Raw genomic sequence first — 18,265 nt, forward strand, 5'->3', positions numbered from 1 at the left:
GGTTCTGCTGTGCACACCACCGAACTGGCCGGCGGCTGGCTGGTCACGATCGCCGGCCTCGGCACCGACGCGAAGTTCGTCATCTTCACCATCCTGATCCCGGCGATGTGCGGGCTGTTCGTGGTGGTCGTGGGGATGCGCACCCGCTCCCCCGGCCCGACGATCATGGCCGTCATCATGGCCGCGATCGTGTGGGGCCTGTCCTCCTCCATGGGCACCCTGCAGGGCAAGGCGGTCCAGGACATCACTACGCACGACAACGGCAGCCTGACCAGCAGCACCACCAGCGGCACCGTCCAGCGGGGCGACCAGTGAGCGCCGCGGGCGGCGAGGAGCCGGACCTGGTCGGCCGTTGCTACACCAAGGCCCGCTCGGCGCCGCTGCTGGTGGGCGTCGTGCGTGGCGGCGACGGGCGCAGCCTGCGGCTGCTCGGCGGGCCGTACACGATCACCCAGCTCGGGGCGATGGTCGGGGTGGTCGCGCTGCTGGGCCTGTCGCGCCGGGTGTGGGGTGGGCACGGCTGGGTGGATGCGGCCGTGATGGTGGGCGCGCCGTTCGCGGTGGCGTTCGCGCTGCGGCACGTGCACGTCGACGGGCGTAACCCGGTGGCCGGGCTGGCGAGTGTGGCCGCGATGCTGGCCGGCCCGCGCTCGGGCCGCCTGCACGGCCGGGCGCTGCGCGCGCCCCGCCCCGTGCGGGGCCTTCCCCTGGTCGTCCTCGCCCCCCAGGCGGCCGGCGGGCACGCGCCGGCGGCCGCTGCCGCTCGTGTTCCCGGCCCGGTGGTTCCGGTGGCGTCCGGTGTGCAGGCGCTGCTGGCGGCCCGCCCAACCGCGGGGGTGGCGCGGTGAGCCTGCCGATCCGGCACGTGGCCGGGAACATCATCTGGACCACCAGCGGTAGCTGCTGGGCCGTGTGGCGGGTGGCCGCGGCCGGCCTGTCCCACGCCCCGGGCGCGGCCAGGCGCGGCCGGCTGCACGCCCTGGAGTCGCTGGTCAAGGCCATGGTCGGCGAGCCGATGCTGCTGAGCCTGTGCCCGGCCATCGACCCGGTCACCGTGGTGCGCGCCATGGTCGAGGGCGTCGACCTGGACGCCAGTCCCCGGTTCGAGGACCTGGGCCACACCGTGCTGGACCAGCTGGAGCAGTTGGAGCTGACCGGGCGCACCGACTGGCTCGCCGTGCCGCTGCCCGCCCTCTCGCGCCGCGAGGGGGTGCGTCAGATGTGGGGGGCGGCGCGCGCCGAGCTGGAGCTGCAGCTGGGGCTGCTGCCCGCCGCGATCGGCCGGGTCGAGGTCGAGCGCCGCATCGAGCAGGCGCGCCGGCTCCAGGCTTCCTGGCCCTCGGGGGTGACGATGCGCCCGGCCTCCGAGGCCGAGATCCTGTGGATCTACGGGCACAGCGCCCGCCGAGGGCTGGCCGGGCCGTGGCTGCCCGAGGGCGAGGAGCCGGTGCGCGGGCGCGGGCGCACGGTGGCCGCGCTCGGCGAGCTGGTCCTGGCCGAGGGCGGCCTGGCCGAGCAGCCCGGCCGGCGGCCCGCCTCACCGTTCTCCCGCCGTTTCCTCCAGGTGTCCAGCCCGTGGGGCGACTCCTACCAGGCGCTGCTGGCGCTGGCGCAGATGCCGGACGCGTTCGCCCTGCCCGGGGCCGCGTACCTGGCGCAGTTGGACGACGCCAGTTTCCCGGTGGACTGGGCCGCGCGGCTGGTCGTCACGCCGGGGGCCAGGGCCGAGCTGCGGGCGCGGCGGCGGGCGCGGCACCTGCGTGCCCAGGCCGAGGAGTACGCGCACGACCCGGCCGGCCCTCCCGCGTCCGTGGCCGAGCACGTCGCCGACAACGACCAGTTGCGCGCCGAGTTGCTCGGCTCGGCCCAGGAGGTGGAGGTGCGGGCCATGGTCACCCTCGCGGTGTGGGGCGCCACGGCCGAGGTGGCGCAGGCCCGCGCCCAGGCGCTGGTGGCCGCTTTCGGATCGGGTGACTACACGTTCGCGCGTCCGGTCGGTGAGCAGGCCAGGCTGTGGCAGGCGATGCTGCCCGGTTCCCGCACCCCCAGGGTGCTGCTCGGTTACGCGCAGACGCTGCTCGCGCGCGGCTTCGCGATGGCGTTGCCGTGGTGCGGTTCGCGGCTGGGCGATGACCGCGGGGCGCTGATGGGGCTTCAGCTCGCCTCGGGCGGGGTGCGGCCGGTGCTGCACGATCCGGCCCGCGGCCCGCAGGAGGCCAACGCGGGCGCATCGATGGCGTTCCTCGGCGAGCCGGGTGCCGGCAAGAGCGCGGCGATGAAGAGCGCGGCGTTCAACGTGCTCGCCACCGGGCGCCGGGCCGCGCGGCCGGGCAGCCGGGGGCGGGCGGTGATCGTGGACCGCACCGTCGAGGAGGAATGGGTCCGCTTCGCGCGGACCTGCCCCGGCAGCACGCAGGTGATCCGGATCGGCCAGCACGCCGAGGTGAGCCTGGACCCGCTGCGGGTGTTCCAGGACCCCAAGAGCGCGGCCCGGTTCACCGAGTCGTTCCTGACGCTGCTGCTAGGGGTGCGGCCGATGGACCTGGAGGGCGTCGCGCTCTCGGAGGCGGTGGCGGCGGTGCTGGAGCGGCCGGTCCCCTCGATGCGGGCCCTGGTCGCCGAGCTGGCCGCGCGCGGGGCCGGCGACCCGGCGGCCCACGGGCTGGCGCGCAAGCTCGGCGCGGTCGCCCGCAAGGACCTGTCCGCCGTGATCTTCGACGACACGCTGCCCGCCGTGGACACCGCCCGCGCCGATGTGGTCGTGTTCGCCACCAGCGCCCTGCAGCTGCCCAAGGCGGCCGAACTCGAATCCGCCCACCGCATCGAGCGCCTGGAATTCGAGAAGGTCCTGGGGCGCGCGGTGATGTACCTGGTGGCGGCGGTGGCCCGCGAGAGCGTCATGGCCGACAAGCGCGAGTTCGGTGTCGTGGTCGTGGACGAGTGCTGGTGGCTGACCAGCTCGGACGAGGGCCAGGACCTGCTGCTGGAGCTGATCCGCGACGGCCGCAAGCACAACGCCGCCGCCTACGTCGCCTCCCACGACCCGTTCGACATCGGCCCCGACACCGCCAAGGGGTCCGTCATCCGCGGCCTGATCGCCCACCGGCTCCTGTTCCGCCAGAGCGACCGCGACCTCGCCCGCCGGGCGCTGGCCTTCCTGGGCACCGACGCGACCGACGAGACGCTGCTGGACCTGGTCACCGCGGGCCTGTCCCCGATCGACCTGTCCGAGACCGAGCGCGCGGCCCGGGCCGGCGAGTGCCTCTACCACGACCTGGCCGGCCGGATCGGCATGATGCGCATCGTCCTGCCCCTCGATCGGGCGGTGGCCGAGGCGATCCACACCACCCCCGGCGGCGGCTACCAGGTGACGGCATGACCATCAAGGCGCGCCGTGCCTGGGCGCTGCTGCGGCTGCTCGGCGCCACCCGGCTACGGGGCGCACTGCTGGCCGCCGCGCTCGCCGCCACCTTCCTGACCGTCCTGACCAGCCTGCCCGCCCAGGCCGACCCCGCACCCACGCCCGCGCCGGCCGCGGCGGGCACGCCCGCGGTGTCCGCCCAGCCCCCGGCCACCGGAGCGCCGGCACCCAGCCCCGGGCAGCAGGCGCTGCTCCAGCAGGTGCTGCAGGAGCAGGCCGAGACACTGACGCCCGATCAGCAGCAGGCGCAGCTGGCCGCCCGCGCCGACAAGCTGCGCGCACTGCTGCCCGCCCAGGGCGGCGTGCTGTCCGTCTTCAACGTGACCGATGCGAGCGGCATCCCGATCGAGGCCTACACCGCCAGGAGCGACACCGGCGGCATCACCGACTGGGACTTGGGCATCTACAACCTGCTCACCGAGCTCGCGTTCATGATGACCAAGTGGGCGGTGGCGTTCGCCTGCTGGGCGATCGCCTGGGCCTTGTCCTTCGGCCTGGCCAAGATCCTGCTCACCCCCGTCGCGGCGGTCGCCCAGAGCCTGCACACCCGCGTCATCGTGGAGATGGGCCTGCCCTCCCTCGCCCTGTCGGTGTGCGCGCTGGTGTGCGTGGCGCGGATCCTGTTCGGTGACCGCGCCCGCGGCTGGGGGGACGCGGCGCTGAGCCTGCTGCTCGCCGCCCTGACCACCACCTTGCTCGCCTCGCCGCCCACTCTGCTGATGGACAGCAACCACGGGGCGATCGCCGCCGCCCGCGGCCTTGCGCTGGAGGTCGCCGACGCGATCCTGCAGTCCGCGCCCGCTGCCCCGGGCGCACCCACCGCCGCCGACCCCGCCGGGCAGGTCAGCGCCGCCGCGCTGGCCCGCCCGATCACCGACGCCCTCACCACCGCCCTGATCGTCCAGCCCTCCGAACTGCTGCGCTACGGGCAGGTGTTCTCCGGCGACTGCGCCGCCTCCTACAGCACCACCCTGATCTCCCAGCTGGCCTACGACCAGGCCATGAGCGAGCAGATGGCCAAGCTCAAGAAGGCGACCGACGGAATCGCCAACTCCATCCCGCTGGTGGGCGGCGCACTCTCCACCGGCAACGACGCCCTGCTCGGGGCTGCCAGTCAGTGGGCCGCCGACCACTTCGGCACCCCGCCCAGCGCCCAGTTCGAGGCCAGGTGCGTGCACGGTGACGCCGCATCGCAGAAGAAGGCCAGCCTGGACAAGGTCGCCGGTGCCCTCTTCCTGCTGATCGCCGCGCTGATCATCACCGCCCTGATCGCGGCTCTCACCTGGTCGTTCCTGGTCGCCCAGGTCCGGATCGGCTGGGACGCGATCCGCGGCGAGGCCGCGCTCGTCGCCGGCACCGTCCCGGGCGCCGGGCGCGGCTGGCTGTGGGACTGGTGCGCATCCGTCCTGCGCTCCCTGGCGCAGATGCTCACCAGCGTCATCGTCCTGGCGGTGGTCATCGTCGTCGTCCAAGCCCTGCTGACACCCACGCAGGACGACTGGGGCCACGAGCTGACCCTGCGCTTCCTCGCCATCGACATCGTCGCCATCGCCACCTTCCACCAGCGCCGGCGTCTGGCCGAGCGCTCGCGCCAGATCTCCCACGCCTGGCGCACCAAGATGAACGCCGGACGGATCGGCGGCACCCACGGCAGTATCTTCACCCCGCCCGCCCCCACGGCCAGGACCGGGCGGCCGGTGGCCCAGAGCGCCGCCCGCGCCGTGGTCCGCACCGCCATGGCCGGAGTCACCCTCGCATCCGGCAACCCCATCGGAGCGCTCGGCTACGCCCTGCCGTCCTCGATCGGCGCCGTCGCCCTCGCCTCCCGCCTCGCCACCGGCTCCCGCACCCGCCGCGCCCCCATCCCCGCCGCCCGCCCCGCCGGACGCCCCCTGCCCCCACAGCCCATCCCCGCCGAGACCACCGCCCAGCCCGGCCCCGCGCCCCAGCCCAGCACGGAGCCGGCGACCGTGCCCACCCCCGCCGTACCCGCCACCCAACCGGCCACGCCCGCCACCACCCCGACCCCCGCCACGGCACCCGAACCCGAAGCGGCACCCGAGCCGGTCTCCGCCACGACGCCCGAACCGGCACCATCGCCGACGCCGCGTCAGAGCACCGGCATGGCACTGGACTGGACACAGTTCGCCACCGCCACCGGCCGCAGCCAGACGCCCGACCCCACCCCACCGGCTACCACGGCAGCACCAGCCCCCGCTTCGGAGAGCAGCTCAGGCCAGGACATGTCCGAGCGCGTCGCGCAGCTGTGGGCGCGGTGGGCGGAGGTGACCCACGAGGCCAAACAAGCCCTGAAGGCCGACCCCGCGCCCGGACCGGCCCGCACCCCCGCTGCCCGCACCCGCACGGCTGCTGCCGCCCAGAGCCCGCGCCCGGACCGGCCGGCGCAGCCGGCGGCCTCGGCCCAACAGCAGCGGCTGCGCCGGCGCCTGGACCGCGCCGGACGCCGCACCCCGCCCGGAGGCCGCCGGTGAACACCCGTCACCGCGCCTGGCCGCGCCTGGCCGCGCTCGCCTCGCTGCCCGTGCTCGGCCTGCTGCTGCTGTGCGCCATCGCCACCCACGCCGCCAACCTCGCCCAAGCCTCGCAGAACCAGGCCGCCCAACAGCCGGCCTGCCCCGGCGCCGGCGCCGCGGTGGACATCGCCCGGCTCGATCAAGCCGTCACCGCCGTGCTCGCCGGCGCCGGCGCGGCCGCCCCCACTGCCGTCCCAGGCCTGGAGGCGCCCGGCGAGCAGATCCCCAACGCCCGGGCCATCGTGGCCACCGGAGCCCAGATGGGCGTCCCGGCCCGCGGCCAGGTCATCGCGCTGGCCGTCGCCCTCCAGGAGTCCGGCCTGCGCAACCTCACCGGCGGGGACCGGGACTCGCTCGGTCTTTTCCAGCAGCGCCCCTCCCAGGGCTGGGGCACCCGCGAGCAGATCCTCGACCCCGTCTACGCCAGTCAGAAGTTCTACGGTGCACTGCTCGCCGTGCCCGGCTGGCAGCAGCTGCCGCTCACCGTCGCCGCCCAGCGCGTGCAGCAGTCCGCCTACCCGGACGCCTACGCCTCGCACGAGGCGCTGGCCACCGCCCTGCAGCAGGCCATCGCCCCCACCCTGCCCGCGGCCCAGGGCGCACCGGCCACCCCGGGCGCCGCCGGCCCCTCGGCACCCGCCGCCGGGCTGCCGGGCCTGGGCGAGGCGGCAGCGGGTAGCGCCGGGGCGGGGGCCTGCGGCGGGGCCGGCGCTCCGGCGGATCCGTCGGCGGCCGCGGCCGCCGGGCTCCCGGCCGGCTACCAGATCCCCGTCGGTGCGCCCGCTGTGGTGCGCACCGCGATCGGCTGGGCGCTGGGCCAGCTGGGGACCGCGTACCAGTGGGGCGGCGAGTGCACGAACCCGCACGGCTCCGATCCGGCCGGGCGCTGCGACTGCTCCTCGCTGGTGCAGCGGGCCTACGGCGTCGCCGGTATCACGTTGGCGCGCACCACCTACGACCAGGTCGGCCAGGGCGTGGCCGTCCCCACCGATCCGGGCGCGATCGCGCCCGGGGACCTGCTCTTCACCGAGGGCAGCCCACAGGCGCCCGGCCATGTCGGGATGGCGATCGGCCAGGGCCTGGTGGTGCAGGCCCCGCACACCGGGGCGGTGGTCGACGTCCTGCCGATCTCCGGCTTCGGCCAGCTCCTGGCCGTGCGCCGGGTGGTGAACACCTGACACGACCTCCCCCTGCATCCCCGGCCCGCTCACAGCCCCGATATCGAGGAGACCCTCCCGTGCCCCCTGGCCAGCTTCCCGTTCTGGGCGCGCTCCCCGCCGCCCACCCGCTGCTCGCGCTGTCCCCCTACGTGGGGGGCGCCGCCCTCGTCGCCGCCCTTCTGTGGGCCGCCCGGTCCCACCGCCGGCTCCGGGCGGCCCGTGCCGCCCTCGCCCACCGCACCCGGGTGGAGATCGTGCCCACCACCCGGTTCGACCCCTCGCCCGGTGAGGTGGTGCGCTTCGGCCACCACCTCGCCCGCGCCCACTGGGCCGCCGGCTGCGTCCCGGCCCGCGGCGCGGCCGTGCGGCTGCGCTACAGCGCCGACGGCGGACAGATGCGCTGCCTGCTGCAGGGCCCCGCCGAGGCCGCCGCCGTCCTCCAGATGCCCGGCTACGCCGGCGTCGACATCCGTTGTGCCCGCCCCGGGCAGGCCATCCAACCCGTCCGCTTCACCACCAGCCCGAAGGAGACCCGGTGACCACCGTCGACCTGACCAAGCCCGCAGCCCCCACCGAGCAGGCCGCCGAACCGGCCGGCGGGCCGGTGTACACCCAGCGCGTCGAGCTGGTCCTGGCCCTGCCCGACCACAAGCCGCTGGCCGCGCTCGGCCTGACGCCGGATCCGCTGCAGCAGCTCGCCACCGCGCTCGGCGCGGTCAACACCCAGGACGGCGAGAGCGCGGACCTCGTCATCGACCTGGTCCCCGTGCCCGAGCGCACGCTCGCGCGCCGCCGGCGCCGCCTGCTCGCCCAGGCCCGCCGCCAGGGCCCCACCGCCTACGGCGAGCAACTGGCCGGCTCCGGCTGGGGCCTGGCCGGCATCACCTCCTCGTTCCGCTCCGCCTGGAACGGCGGCACCCCCACCGGCGGCCCAGGCGGCGGCGGGCGGGTACCGCGGATGACGGACGCGGCCGCCGCGGTGGGCAAGTTCACCCCCGGCGCGGCCGTGTTCGCGGTGCAGGTGCTGCTGCGCACCCAGGCCCGGCACCCGCAGGCCGCACTCGCCCGCATGCACCAGCTGCTCGCCGCCATGGCCGCGACCTCGGGCGAGAACTACCTCAAGACGCACCGCCCGAAGAGCCGGCGGGCGGTCGCCGACTTCGACCGCCGCTTCGACACCGGGGAGTTCGCCCCGCGGCGCCGGCAGTGGGTCACGGTGCCCGAGGTCGCCGGCTGGCTCAAACCCCCCAGCCGCCACTGCCACGCCTCCAGCGTGGTGCGCTCCGGCGGCCTGGTCCCGCCCGCCCCGGCCACCCTGCCCGTCTACACCGGCCAGGCGGGCCTGGTACCGCTGGGCGCGGTCGTCTACCCCGACGGCATCGAACGGATCGGCGCCGTACCGCAGCGCGACCTGCTGTTCGCACTGAACCTCGGCAAGTCCGGCCACGGCAAGACCGAGCAGGCACTGGTGCAGTGCATCGCCCTCGCCCACAACGGGGCCGGCACCTGGTTCCTGGACCCGCACGGCGAGGCCTGGATCCGGGCCCGGCCCTACCTGGCGCACCCCCAGGTCATGGACCGGCTCTGGCTCATCGACCTGGCCCGGGTCACCGACGAGCAGCAGCCCGTGGTGTCCTGGAACCCGCTGTCGATGGGAGGCAAGAGGGCAAGCGACGTCCAGGACGTGGTGCGGTGCGTGGTCGAGGGCATCGCCGCCGCCCAGGACTGGGGCGACCACGCCCCCCGCGCCCGCACCATCCTCGCCCGCACCGCCCAGGCCCTGGCCCTGCTCAACCTCCAGGCCGTGCGCGCCGGCCAGCCCCAGGCCCAGTGCACGCTGTTCCAGATCAGGTCGTGGCTGACCGACGACGACTGGCGTCTGCCGCTGCTGGCCAAACTGCCCCGCAGCGCACGCGCCTACTGGGAAAACGTGTTCCCCGCCCTCCCGAAGGACGCGACCCCCACCGTCACCTACGCCATCGACCGCCTGGACACCTCGCAGTCGCTGCAGGCGTTCTTCGGCAACCCGCGCTCCGGCTACGACGCCCGCACCGCGATGGACCAGGGCAAGGTCGTATTCGTCTGCCCGTCCGGATCCGAGGCCGACGCCATCGTGAGCTGCCTGCTCATCCACGACCTGCACCGCGCCGGCCTCTCCCGCCAGGACACCCCCCGCAACCGGCGGCGCACCTTCTGGTCGTGGATCGACGAGCTCACCGCCCTGGACGCCTCGTCAAAGGGCTTCCTCGCGGCGATCTGCGAGCAACTGCGCAAGTACGAGGTGCGGCTGACCGGCATGACCCAGATGGCGCTGCGGCTCAGCGCCATCACCCGCCAGGCGCTGCTGCAGAACCAGTCGATCCTGTCCACCTGCGCGGCCGACGTCGACGAAGCCGACTTCGTGGCCAAGCGCTGGGGCGGCCTGGTGGAAGCGGAGACGATCACCGAACTGCCGAAGTACCACTACCTCATGTCCGTGACCCTGGACGGCGTACGGACCACGCCGTTCCGCGTGCGCGGCCTGCCCGTCGAGGAGGTCTTCGCCCACTACAACAACCCGGCCGGCGTTCCCGCCCTGGACGCCGCGATCGACACCAACATGCGCCGCCGCCCCGCCGGCGAGATCCTCGACAACCTGGAGCGACTCGACAACCTGGTCACCGCCCACCACCTGCGCCGGCCCACCGGCGGCCACCCCACCACCCACCGCACCTGACTACCTGACGCTGCCGGGGACCTTGAAGAACACCAGGTTCACCTGACCGATCACCGCGCCCGAAGGCGCCGTCCGGCCCGGCCCAGGACCTCAATCCGGGCGGACCGGACGGCTTCCGCCGCTGGCGCGGTAGCACCGACCTTCCCGCTTTGGCCCCTGCATGGGGGCCAACAGCTACCGCTCGGGCCCCGGCCGGTAGCACCGGCTGAACCGTTCTGGCCCCCGCGCGGGGGCCAGAACGGTTCAGCCCGCCGACCAGAGCCGGGTCGGCGGGCTGAACGGTGGAGCGGCTCAGGCCGACAGGCCGAGGCTGGCGAGCTGGGCGGCGTAGCGCTGGCGACGCTGCTCGCCGACCTTCGGAACCTTGATCTGCGGGACGGCGGCAAGGCGCGTGGCCGAACGGCCGCCGGTGAGCAGCGGGTGCAGCTGGTAGAGGGCGTCCTCGATGGCCCAGGCGAGGCCGATCTCTCGCAGCTCGCGGAAGCCGCGATTCGCGGATGCTGGCTTCGTTCGCGAGGAACAACGTCAACCTCCTGCTACCTCGCTTGTGCTGCCGAAGCGCATCAGCGCCGACCTGTCCGGCGGGCGCGGGCCTCAGCGGTCCCGTGCCGCCACGGCGAACCCGTTAACCTACCGCCAACCGGCTATGGCCTTCATTCCCGAACCACCTGCTGGCCAGGCCGTGTGCTCCGACGGTGCGGTGGCAGCCTCCGACCGGTCCTCTCGCCAGGTGCAGTAGTGGCAGGGGCGTTCGTCGTGACTGATTACCCGTCAGCCCGTTTGTACGCCTCGGTAGGCTCGCGGTCATGCCACCGTCCTACGCCGACGATCCACGCCATCAGCGCCTGGTCGCCCAGCGTGCCTCGCTCACCGCCACCGACCGCGAGGAGGCCACCCCGTGATCCCCAGCCCCCACCGGATGAAGGGCGGCGCGCTGCTGCTCGGCGCCGAGGAGCCCGGGCGGCCCGGCCCGTTCGGGACCTGGGCCGACGCCCCGGAGCCGACCGGAGCCCACGTCGAGGACACCGGCCCCGCCGACCGGGAGGAGGCTCGGTGAGCGAGGAGTGGAGCAACCCGGCATACGTCCCGGCCTACGACATGCTGCTGGAGCTGGAGAAGCGCCTCGACGCCCTGCGGCACGTCGGTCACGCCGGCGGCATCGAACCGCGGGCGACCACCGCCCTGCATGCTGTCCGGCTCGCCGCTGCGATCCTCCAGCCCGTCGTCCCCGGCACCGAGGCGCCGCCGTTCCCCGACGACACCGCCCGGCTGCTGCAGCTGATCGCCAACTGGCGCGACGCCGCGCTCGACCTTGGCGAGTTCGCACCCGCCAGCCCCGTCCTGCGGGTCATCCCCGGCGGCCGGGAGGACCGCCCCGGGTCGGCCGTGTAACGACCGGTCGTCACCTTCGCCGTGCTCCCGGAACCACTCAGGGGCGTCACGGACCTCGTGCACACGGCGCCCGGACCGGAACGTGATGACCCGATCGGGTGAACAGACAGCACGGCCCATCCATCGGCCCGTTGCTGACTGTCGCACCTGACGGATGGTTATATTCCGATTCATCACGAGAACTTCGAATTGCGGCTCCGCAGAGTAGTCGAACTACCACTAGGTGGTAGGAAATTGGCCAAAAATCTCGTAGTGTGACTACGCAGTACCGCTGTGGCACGGCTGTACTGCTGGGGAACTGCACGCCCGTGTCCGGTCCGACCGCCAAGGACGTGTGGGTGACGCAGGACGCGTCTATCCGGTTAGGACATCAAACGTCCGCAAGCCGGCGGAAGGTCACCGGGCTGCAGGCCGCTTTCGGCCAGACAGATGACTCTGGGGGATGGACCATGCACCACAGGACTCGCTCTTCCACTTCATCCATCAGCGCGCGTGCGCTCCCCGCAGCAACTGCTGTCCTCACCGCCGCCGTGCTCCTGACCGCCTGCGGGTCCAGCGCGAAGAAGCCCGTAGCGCTCCCCTCATCCTCGCCGGCCTCACCCTCGTCGTCAGCCTCACCCTCGTCGTCAGCCTCTCCCCCGGCCTCACCCTCCAGCGATCCCACCACAGACGCCACACGCCAGGTGCTGGCGGCGTACAAGTCGATGTGGGACGCCCAGGTCAAGGTCTACTCTCAGGGCGGCTACGACGGCGTGAACGTCGAGCAGTACGCCCAGGACAAGGCCCTGTCCGGCATCAAGGCGACCGAGTTCTACTACCAGCAGCACGGCATGGTCACGGTGGGGGCGCCGACGCTCAGCCCCACCGTGACGGCTGTCGATCTGAGCAGCAGCCCCGCCAGGGCCACCCTCACGGACTGCATCGACGGCACGACCTACTACCCGATCTACAAGGCCACCGGTCAGCACGTCGAGCAGGTTCCCGACTCCCACCGGCACCCGCTGTCCGCGACAGCGGCGATCTTCGAGGGCCGGTGGGTCATCATGACGGGAACCATCGACCGGACCCGGACATGCTGACGCTCCGGCAGCGGCTGGCCGGCGCGGCGCTCATCGCCGTCACCGCTGGTACTTTCGGCACGAGCAGCGCCCACGCGGACGGCGGCGGCGGAGTCGACTGCCCGGAGTGGGTGGTCACGTGCACGGTCACCGCAACAGGCGGGGGTAGTCCCGGCAGTACCGGAACTACGGGCAGCAGCAACACCAGTTCCACCGGCGCCGGCGCGGCGAGCGGCGTGGAGGTCTGCCAGCACGTTGGGCAGGTCGTCCCCTGCTCCGACCCAAAGATGGGCTGGTTCAACGCCTCCGACCAGTGCTACTGGGCGCTGCTCACCCCCCAGCCTCCGGACGACGACCCCGCGTGGAAGAACGCCGACAGCGCGCCCGCCCAGCACAAGCCTGGCGACGGCCAGCTGTACAACGTGACCTGCCCGTTCCCAGGTGAGGAGCTGCTGGGCGGCACCACGTTCAGCGCGACCCCGCCCCCCGGCTTCGGCGGGGCCGCGGCCGTCGACCCTGCGACGGTGGCCCAGCAGATGGTCACGCAGATGGGTCTGCTGGGTGCGGACATCGGTACCGCGCCGCGGCAGGGTGGCAGCGCGTCGCTGGTTGGTCTGCCGGTGTGGCTGTGGAACACGGTCTCGGACAAGACGTGGGGCCCGACCTCGGCCACGGCCTCGGCCGGCGGGGTGACGGTGACCGCGACGGCGCACGTGGATCGGATCATTTGGGCGACCGGTGACGGCACGTCGGTGACCTGCACCGGCCCTGGGGTGAAGTACGACCCCTCGTTCGGTACCCAGCAGCCCGGCTGCGGCCATACCTACACCCAGCCCGGCACCTACGCGATCACCGCGACCAGCAAGTGGCTCGTCGACTGGAGCGCGACGACGGGCCAGCACGGCGAGATCCCGGTGGACCGCACCGCGACCGCCACCGTGAAGATCGCCGAGGCGCAGGCCATCAACACCCAGTGACCAGCCCAGCAATCCCTCGGCGCTGTGTCCGCCCCAGTTCTCTCGCACCTGTCCGTGAAGGAAGAAGAACGTCCTGATGGCACTGATCACCCAGAAGCGGCGCTCGGCCCAGGCCGAGGACCCCGGCAGCCGGCAGAGCGCGGCGCTGCCCATCACCGACAGCTCCCCCAGGCGCAGCCGGCGCCCCGCGCTGGTCGCGATCGGCGTGGCCCTGGCCGCCGTGGGCGGCCTGTCGGGCGCCTACCTGGTCAATTTGGCGGGTGATCGTACCGAGGTGATCGCGGTCGCCCACGACATCCCGGCCGGCCAGGTGATCACCTCCGAGGACCTGGTGCGGGCCTCCATGGTCGCCGATCCTGCGCTGCACCCGGTCCCGGTGGCACGGGCCCACGACGTCCTGGGCAAGACGGCGGCAATGGACCTGCCGGCCGGGTCGCTGGTGACGGACAGGTCGGTGCGGGCCGGGCAGCCCCTGGCCGCGGGCCGGGACACGGTGGGCGTGTTCGCCAAACCGGGGCAGCTGCCCGCCGAGACGCTGCTGCCCGGGCAGGTGGTGACGGTGGTTCAGACCCCGGGCCAGCAGGACGGCACGGGAGCCTCGCCCGCGCAGCCGGCGACGATCAGCGCGGTGATCGTGCAGGTCGCGGCGCCGGATGCGAACGGGGCGCGGGTGGTGGACCTGGCGGTCTCCCCGGTGGACAGCCCGGCGCTGGCCTCCTGGGCGGCCACGGGCCGGGTGGCGATCGTACTGAAGGCGGCGCACTGATGACCGTTACCGCTCTCGTGTCGGCGAAGGGGGTCGGGGTGACCGCCTCGGCCCTGGCGCTGGCCCTGTCCGCGCCCTCGCGCACGCTGCTGGTGGAGGCGGATCCGTCCGGCGGCACGATCCGCAACGGCCGTCTGCAGGGGGAGGTGACCGCGGCGGTCGGGCTGCACCGCCTGGCCGCCGCGCACCGCTCCGGAACCCTGGCCGAGGTGTTCGAGCGGCACCTGGTGCCGCTGGATGCGGCCGGGGACCGGCTGCTGCTGCCCGGGGTGACCGATCCGGCGCAGGCCGCGTCCCTGGCCGGCACGTGGGAGGCCGTGCACGCGCTGGTGCGGGTGATGGAGCAGGACGGCTACGACGTGCTGGTGGATGCGGGGCGGGTGGTGGTGGAGTCCGCGACCGGGCTGAACGAGTCGCTGTCGCCGGCGGTGCTGCTGCGCCGGGCGGATGTGGTGCTGCTGGTGGTGCGGGCGACGGCGGCGTCGGTGGCGGCGGCCGCGCCGGTGGTGAAGGTGCTGCGCGAGGACCTGGACCGTCGCGGTGCGGGGGCGGGTGCGCTGGGGCTGCTGGTGATCGAGCACGGCCCGTACCGGCCCAGCGAGATCGGCGTGCACCTGGGTCTGCCGATCCTGGCCGCTCTTCCTGACGACCCGTCCACCGCCCAGGTGCTGACCGAGGGCGGCAGCCTGCGCGGCAGGCTCTCGCTGGCGCCGCTGATGCGGGCCGGGCGCAGCGCGCACGAGCAGATCACGGTGGCCGCCACCAGGCGCCGCCTGCAGCTGACGCCGCGTGGCGCCCAGGTGGGGGAGGTTTCCCATGTCTGACGTCATGTCACCGCCTCCGACCGGTGCAGGCTCGTCGCGGGCCGAGCGTTTCAAGGACGCGCTGCTGCAGGGGCAGGCCGCCTCCGGGGCCGGGTGGGCCATCGCGCCCCAGCCGGCGCCGGTGCCCGTGGCGGCGCCGCTGGTGCCCGGTCCGGTCCGTCCCCGGGCCGCGGTGCGCTCGGAGCCGGATGCGCAGGTGGGCGGGTTGGCGGTGCCGTACGCGCGGGTGATCGAGCTGCGGCAGCGGGTGGCCGAGCAGCTGGCGCAGGCCTCGGCCGAGAGCCCGGGTATGGGCCTGGCGGACCGCCGGCAGTTGGGGCAGAGCCTGGTGAACCGCGTGGTCGCGGAGTGGGCGACCGCGTATGCGGCTACCGCCGCCCCGCTCAGCGCGCGCGACGAGCAGGCGATTCGGCAGGCGGTGTTCGCCGAGTTGTTCCAGGCCGGCCGTTTGCAGCCCTACCTGGACGACACCGAGACGGAGAACGTCATCATCTCCGGCGCGGACAACGTCACGGTGGACTACCGCGACCGCCCGTCCCAGCGGGTGGGGCGGATCGCGGAGTCGGACGCCGAGCTGATCGAGCTGATCAACCAGCTGGTCAGGACGCAGGGCCAGGGCGAGCGCTCCCTGACCCCGGCCAGTCCGCTGCTCAACACCCGCCTGGCGGACGGGTCGCGGCTGGCGGCGACCGCGTTCGTGACGCCGGTGCCGGAGATCGTGATCCGCCGTCACCGCACCCGCTCCCAGGGCCTTGAGGACCTGCGGGCGTGGGGGACGATCGACTCCACCCTCGCCGCGTTCCTGCGGGCGGCGGTGCTGGCCCGCAAGAACATCGTCGTCGCCGGATCGCAGGGCGTGGGGAAGACGTCGCTCATGCGGGCGCTGGCCCGCGAGATCCCGTCCTCGGAGCGGGTGGTGACGCTGGAGGGCGAGTACGAGCTGTGGCTGCACACCGACCCGGCGGGGCCGACCGTGGTGGCGATGGAGGCGCGCGAGGGCAACGGCGAACGCGGTCCGGACGGACGGGCGGCCGGCGAGATCAGCCTGGACGAGCTGTTCGTCCAGTCGCTGCGGATGAGCGCGCGCCGGGTGATCGTGGGCGAGGTCCGCGGCAAGGAGGTGCTGCCGATGCTGCACGCCATGGGCGAGGGCGAGGGCGGCAGCATGTGCACGCTGCACGCCCGCTCGGCGGAGATGGCGATCGAGCGCCTGGTGATGCTCGCGATGCAGGCCGAGGGCACGCAGATGACCGACTCGTTGGCGTACCGGCTGATCGCGAACGCGATCGACTTCATCGTCTACGTGCGCCTGGTGGACGAGACCGCGATCGGCGGCTCGCGGCACCGGTTCGTCTCCCAGGTGGTGGAGGTGACCGGCGTCGGCGAGGGCGGCCGGCCCTCGCGCCAGCACGTCTTCGGCCCGCGGGAGGAGGCGGGGCGCCGGGAGGTGCGGGCGGTGCCGCTCATGGCCCCGCAGTGCCTGGCGGACCTGGAGCGTGCCGGCTTCGAGCGGCGCCTGCTCCAGCAGCCCTGGGGTGCGTGGGAGCGGCCGCTGCAGGTGGTGATGGAAGCGTGAGCGTGACCTTGACCCCTGATGCCCTGCTGGCCGCCGTCGCCGGCGTGGTGGCGGTGGCCGGCGCCGTGGTCGCCGTCGTCGGCCTGGTCGGCACCACCGCCCCGCCCGTGGCCAGGCCGACCGGCCCGGTGGAGCGCTGGCTGCGCGCCGGCCGCGCCCGTGACGGCGCGGGCCCGGCCGGCCTCTGGTCGGACCGCCGGCTGCTGGCGGCCGGCGCCGCCGGGTGCGGGCTGCTGGTGTGGCTGCTCACCTCCTGGCCGCTGGCCGGCCTGCTGAGCGCCGCCGCCGTCCTCGCACTGCCCTGGCTCACCCAGCCCGGGCGCGGCAGCAAGGAGCAGATCCAGCGCCTGGAGGCGCTGGAGGAGTGGGTGCGGCGCCTGGCCGACATCCACACCGCCGGCATCTCGCTGGAGCAGGCCGTGGCCTCCAGCGGGCGCAGCGCCCCGGCCGTTATCGCCCCGCAGATCGGCCGGCTGACGGCCCGTCTGTCCTCCGGCTGGCAGGCCGGATCGGCCTACCGGGCGTTCGCGGACGAGATGAACGACGCGTCGGTGGACTCCGTCGCCGCGCTGATGATCATGCATGCGGCCGATCGCGGTGCCGGGCTGAGCGCGGCGCTGCGCGAGCTGGCCGGGCAGCTGTCCGAGGAGGTGCTGATGCGCCGCAAGATCGAGGCCGACCGCGAGAAGCCGCGCACCAACTTCCGTGCCGTGTCGCTGATGTGCCTGGGCGCGTTCGGCCTGTCGATGCTGTCGGGCGCCTACGTCAAGCCCTACAGCTCGATCACGGGGCAGGCCATCCTGATCATCCTGGCGGGCGCGTTCGTCGGGGTGCTGGTGTGGATGCGCCGCATGGCCATCACCAAGCCGGCCCCCCGGTTCCTGCCGCCGGCCGACGACGCCCCCGGGGAGCACGCATGATCGTCTCCGCTCCTGCCATCCTGTCCGGCGCCGTCCTGGGCCTGGGCGCCACCGTCACGGCCGCCGGGCTGATGCGACAGCGCCCGGATCTGGGTGACCTGCTGCGCCGCACCGACGCCGGGCGCCTGGAGAACCTGGAACCGCGCGCCGCCGCGGCCCAGTCCTCGGGGTGGGACCGGGCCGGCGCCCGGGTCCTGGCCGTGGTCGGCGAAGGCCCGCTGCGCCTGCCCGGCCAGGAGCTCGACCTGCTCGGACGCACCCCCGCCCAGCACGTCGGCAAACGGCTCTCATTCGCCCTGGTCGGACTCCTCATGCCGTCGGTGACCGTCGCCCTCATCGCCCTGGCCGGCATCGCCGTGCCGTTCACGCCGCCCGCGCTGGCCGCGATCGGCCTGGCCGTCCTGTTCTCCCTCATCCCCAACGTCCAGGCCCGCGAGGACGCCGCGAACGCGCGCCGCGAGTTCCGCTACGCCATCGCCTCCTACCTGGAGATGGTCTGCCTGGAACGCGCCGCCGACGCAGGCCCCTCCGAGGCACTGCGCCGGCCCACCGAACTGGGCCAGGGCTGGGTGTTCGTGCGGCTGCGCGATGCGCTCACCCGCGCCGAGCTCGCCGGCATCCCCCCGTGGGAAGGCCTCAAGCAGCTCTCCGAAGAGCTCGGCGTGCCCGAGCTCGGGGCGCCCGCCGACATCATGGCGCTCGCCGGTGAGGAGGGCGCGGCCGTCTACTCCACCCTGCGGGCCCAGGCCCGCAGTCTGCGCGGCGTCCTGATGACCGACGCCCAGGCCGAGGCCAACGCCGTCTCCGAGAAAATGATCATCCCGGTGACAGCCCTGGTGATCATCATGTCCATCTACATGGCCTTCCCGGCCATCACCAAGATCATGGCCGCCTGAACGGCCGTCACCGAAAGGCTCCACC

General features: G+C 74.0%; 17 protein-coding genes. 16 read left to right on the forward strand and 1 reads right to left on the reverse strand.

The genetic code is table 11. From position 1 onward, the window contains the following. Nucleotides 1–9: 9 nt before the first annotated feature. From OG294_RS39705 to OG294_RS39745, 9 genes are all read left to right on the forward strand, one after another. Complete coding sequence (locus tag OG294_RS39705; RefSeq protein WP_327071843.1) at nt 10–315, forward strand: hypothetical protein; 306 nt, start codon at nt 10–12, stop codon at nt 313–315. After that, the gene (locus tag OG294_RS39710; RefSeq protein ID WP_327071844.1) at nt 312–848 is read left to right on the forward strand and encodes a hypothetical protein; all 537 of its coding nucleotides are present in this window, start codon (nt 312–314) and stop codon (nt 846–848) included. Before OG294_RS39705 ends, OG294_RS39710 begins: the two co-directional genes overlap by 4 nt. Beyond that, entirely contained in the window at nt 845–3,379 is a 2,535-nt protein-coding gene (locus OG294_RS39715) for an ATP-binding protein (RefSeq protein WP_327071845.1), read from the forward strand. The genes OG294_RS39710 and OG294_RS39715 overlap by 4 nt, the downstream gene beginning before the upstream one ends. Further along, on the forward strand, nt 3,376–5,913 hold the full coding sequence (locus OG294_RS39720) for a hypothetical protein (RefSeq protein ID WP_327071846.1): 2,538 nt from the start codon (nt 3,376–3,378) through the stop codon (nt 5,911–5,913). The genes OG294_RS39715 and OG294_RS39720 overlap by 4 nt, the downstream gene beginning before the upstream one ends. After that, the gene (locus OG294_RS39725) at nt 5,910–7,133 is read left to right on the forward strand and encodes a C40 family peptidase (RefSeq protein ID WP_327071847.1); all 1,224 of its coding nucleotides are present in this window, start codon (nt 5,910–5,912) and stop codon (nt 7,131–7,133) included. Before OG294_RS39720 ends, OG294_RS39725 begins: the two co-directional genes overlap by 4 nt. Nucleotides 7,134–7,192: 59 nt before the next feature. Further along, nucleotides 7,193–7,654 carry a hypothetical protein gene (locus tag OG294_RS39730; RefSeq protein ID WP_327071848.1) on the forward strand — a complete coding sequence of 154 codons (462 nt, stop codon included), beginning with the start codon at nt 7,193–7,195 and terminating at the stop codon, nt 7,652–7,654. Then, the gene (locus OG294_RS39735; protein ID WP_327071849.1) at nt 7,651–9,831 is read left to right on the forward strand and encodes an ATP/GTP-binding protein; all 2,181 of its coding nucleotides are present in this window, start codon (nt 7,651–7,653) and stop codon (nt 9,829–9,831) included. Before OG294_RS39730 ends, OG294_RS39735 begins: the two co-directional genes overlap by 4 nt. 898 nt (nt 9,832–10,729) lie before the next feature. Then, nucleotides 10,730–10,888, forward strand: coding sequence for a hypothetical protein (locus tag OG294_RS39740; protein ID WP_327071850.1), 159 nt, complete (start codon nt 10,730–10,732; stop codon nt 10,886–10,888). Further along, nucleotides 10,885–11,223 carry a hypothetical protein gene (locus tag OG294_RS39745; RefSeq protein WP_327071851.1) on the forward strand — a complete coding sequence of 113 codons (339 nt, stop codon included), beginning with the start codon at nt 10,885–10,887 and terminating at the stop codon, nt 11,221–11,223. The genes OG294_RS39740 and OG294_RS39745 overlap by 4 nt, the downstream gene beginning before the upstream one ends. Nucleotides 11,224–11,593: 370 nt before the next feature. On the opposite strand, the gene OG294_RS39750 is transcribed toward OG294_RS39745, so the two are convergent. Beyond that, a complete protein-coding gene (locus tag OG294_RS39750) occupies nt 11,594–11,899 on the reverse strand; it encodes a hypothetical protein (RefSeq protein ID WP_327071852.1) in 306 nt (101 codons plus the stop codon). 7 nt (nt 11,900–11,906) lie between these two features. Here OG294_RS39750 and OG294_RS39755 point away from each other — a divergent pair, with 7 nt between their 5' ends. The 7 genes from OG294_RS39755 to OG294_RS39785 all read left to right on the forward strand — a co-directional run bounded on the left by OG294_RS39755 (nt 11,907) and on the right by OG294_RS39785 (nt 18,240). Next, the gene (locus tag OG294_RS39755) at nt 11,907–12,302 is read left to right on the forward strand and encodes a hypothetical protein (RefSeq protein ID WP_327071853.1); all 396 of its coding nucleotides are present in this window, start codon (nt 11,907–11,909) and stop codon (nt 12,300–12,302) included. Beyond that, complete coding sequence (locus OG294_RS39760) at nt 12,296–13,258, forward strand: ATP/GTP-binding protein (RefSeq protein WP_327071854.1); 963 nt, start codon at nt 12,296–12,298, stop codon at nt 13,256–13,258. Before OG294_RS39755 ends, OG294_RS39760 begins: the two co-directional genes overlap by 7 nt. 76 nt (nt 13,259–13,334) lie before the next feature. Continuing rightward, nucleotides 13,335–14,024 carry an SAF domain-containing protein gene (locus OG294_RS39765; protein ID WP_327071855.1) on the forward strand — a complete coding sequence of 230 codons (690 nt, stop codon included), beginning with the start codon at nt 13,335–13,337 and terminating at the stop codon, nt 14,022–14,024. Further along, nucleotides 14,024–14,848 carry a hypothetical protein gene (locus tag OG294_RS39770; protein WP_327071856.1) on the forward strand — a complete coding sequence of 275 codons (825 nt, stop codon included), beginning with the start codon at nt 14,024–14,026 and terminating at the stop codon, nt 14,846–14,848. The genes OG294_RS39765 and OG294_RS39770 overlap by 1 nt, the downstream gene beginning before the upstream one ends. Further along, complete coding sequence (locus OG294_RS39775) at nt 14,841–16,424, forward strand: CpaF family protein (protein ID WP_327071857.1); 1,584 nt, start codon at nt 14,841–14,843, stop codon at nt 16,422–16,424. Before OG294_RS39770 ends, OG294_RS39775 begins: the two co-directional genes overlap by 8 nt. Before the next feature lie 2 nt (nt 16,425–16,426). Continuing rightward, the gene (locus OG294_RS39780; protein ID WP_327071858.1) at nt 16,427–17,344 is read left to right on the forward strand and encodes a type II secretion system F family protein; all 918 of its coding nucleotides are present in this window, start codon (nt 16,427–16,429) and stop codon (nt 17,342–17,344) included. Next, nucleotides 17,341–18,240, forward strand: coding sequence for a type II secretion system F family protein (locus tag OG294_RS39785; RefSeq protein ID WP_327071859.1), 900 nt, complete (start codon nt 17,341–17,343; stop codon nt 18,238–18,240). The genes OG294_RS39780 and OG294_RS39785 overlap by 4 nt, the downstream gene beginning before the upstream one ends. The last annotated feature ends 25 nt before the right edge of the window (nt 18,241–18,265 follow it).

The organism is Kitasatospora sp. NBC_01302 (genome assembly GCF_035976515.1).
In the GTDB taxonomy this organism is placed as follows: domain Bacteria; phylum Actinomycetota; class Actinomycetes; order Streptomycetales; family Streptomycetaceae; genus Kitasatospora.

Coding starts and splice junctions, on each gene's coding strand:
- OG294_RS39720 (WP_327071846.1), top strand. CDS start 3,376: ATGACCATCAAGGCGCGCCGTGCCTGGGCGCTGCTGCGGCTGCTCGGC.
- OG294_RS39760 (WP_327071854.1), top strand. CDS start 12,296: ATGCTGACGCTCCGGCAGCGGCTGGCCGGCGCGGCGCTCATCGCCGTC.
- OG294_RS39765 (WP_327071855.1), top strand. CDS start 13,335: ATGGCACTGATCACCCAGAAGCGGCGCTCGGCCCAGGCCGAGGACCCC.
- OG294_RS39770 (WP_327071856.1), top strand. CDS start 14,024: ATGACCGTTACCGCTCTCGTGTCGGCGAAGGGGGTCGGGGTGACCGCC.
- OG294_RS39775 (WP_327071857.1), top strand. CDS start 14,841: ATGTCTGACGTCATGTCACCGCCTCCGACCGGTGCAGGCTCGTCGCGG.
- OG294_RS39785 (WP_327071859.1), top strand. CDS start 17,341: ATGATCGTCTCCGCTCCTGCCATCCTGTCCGGCGCCGTCCTGGGCCTG.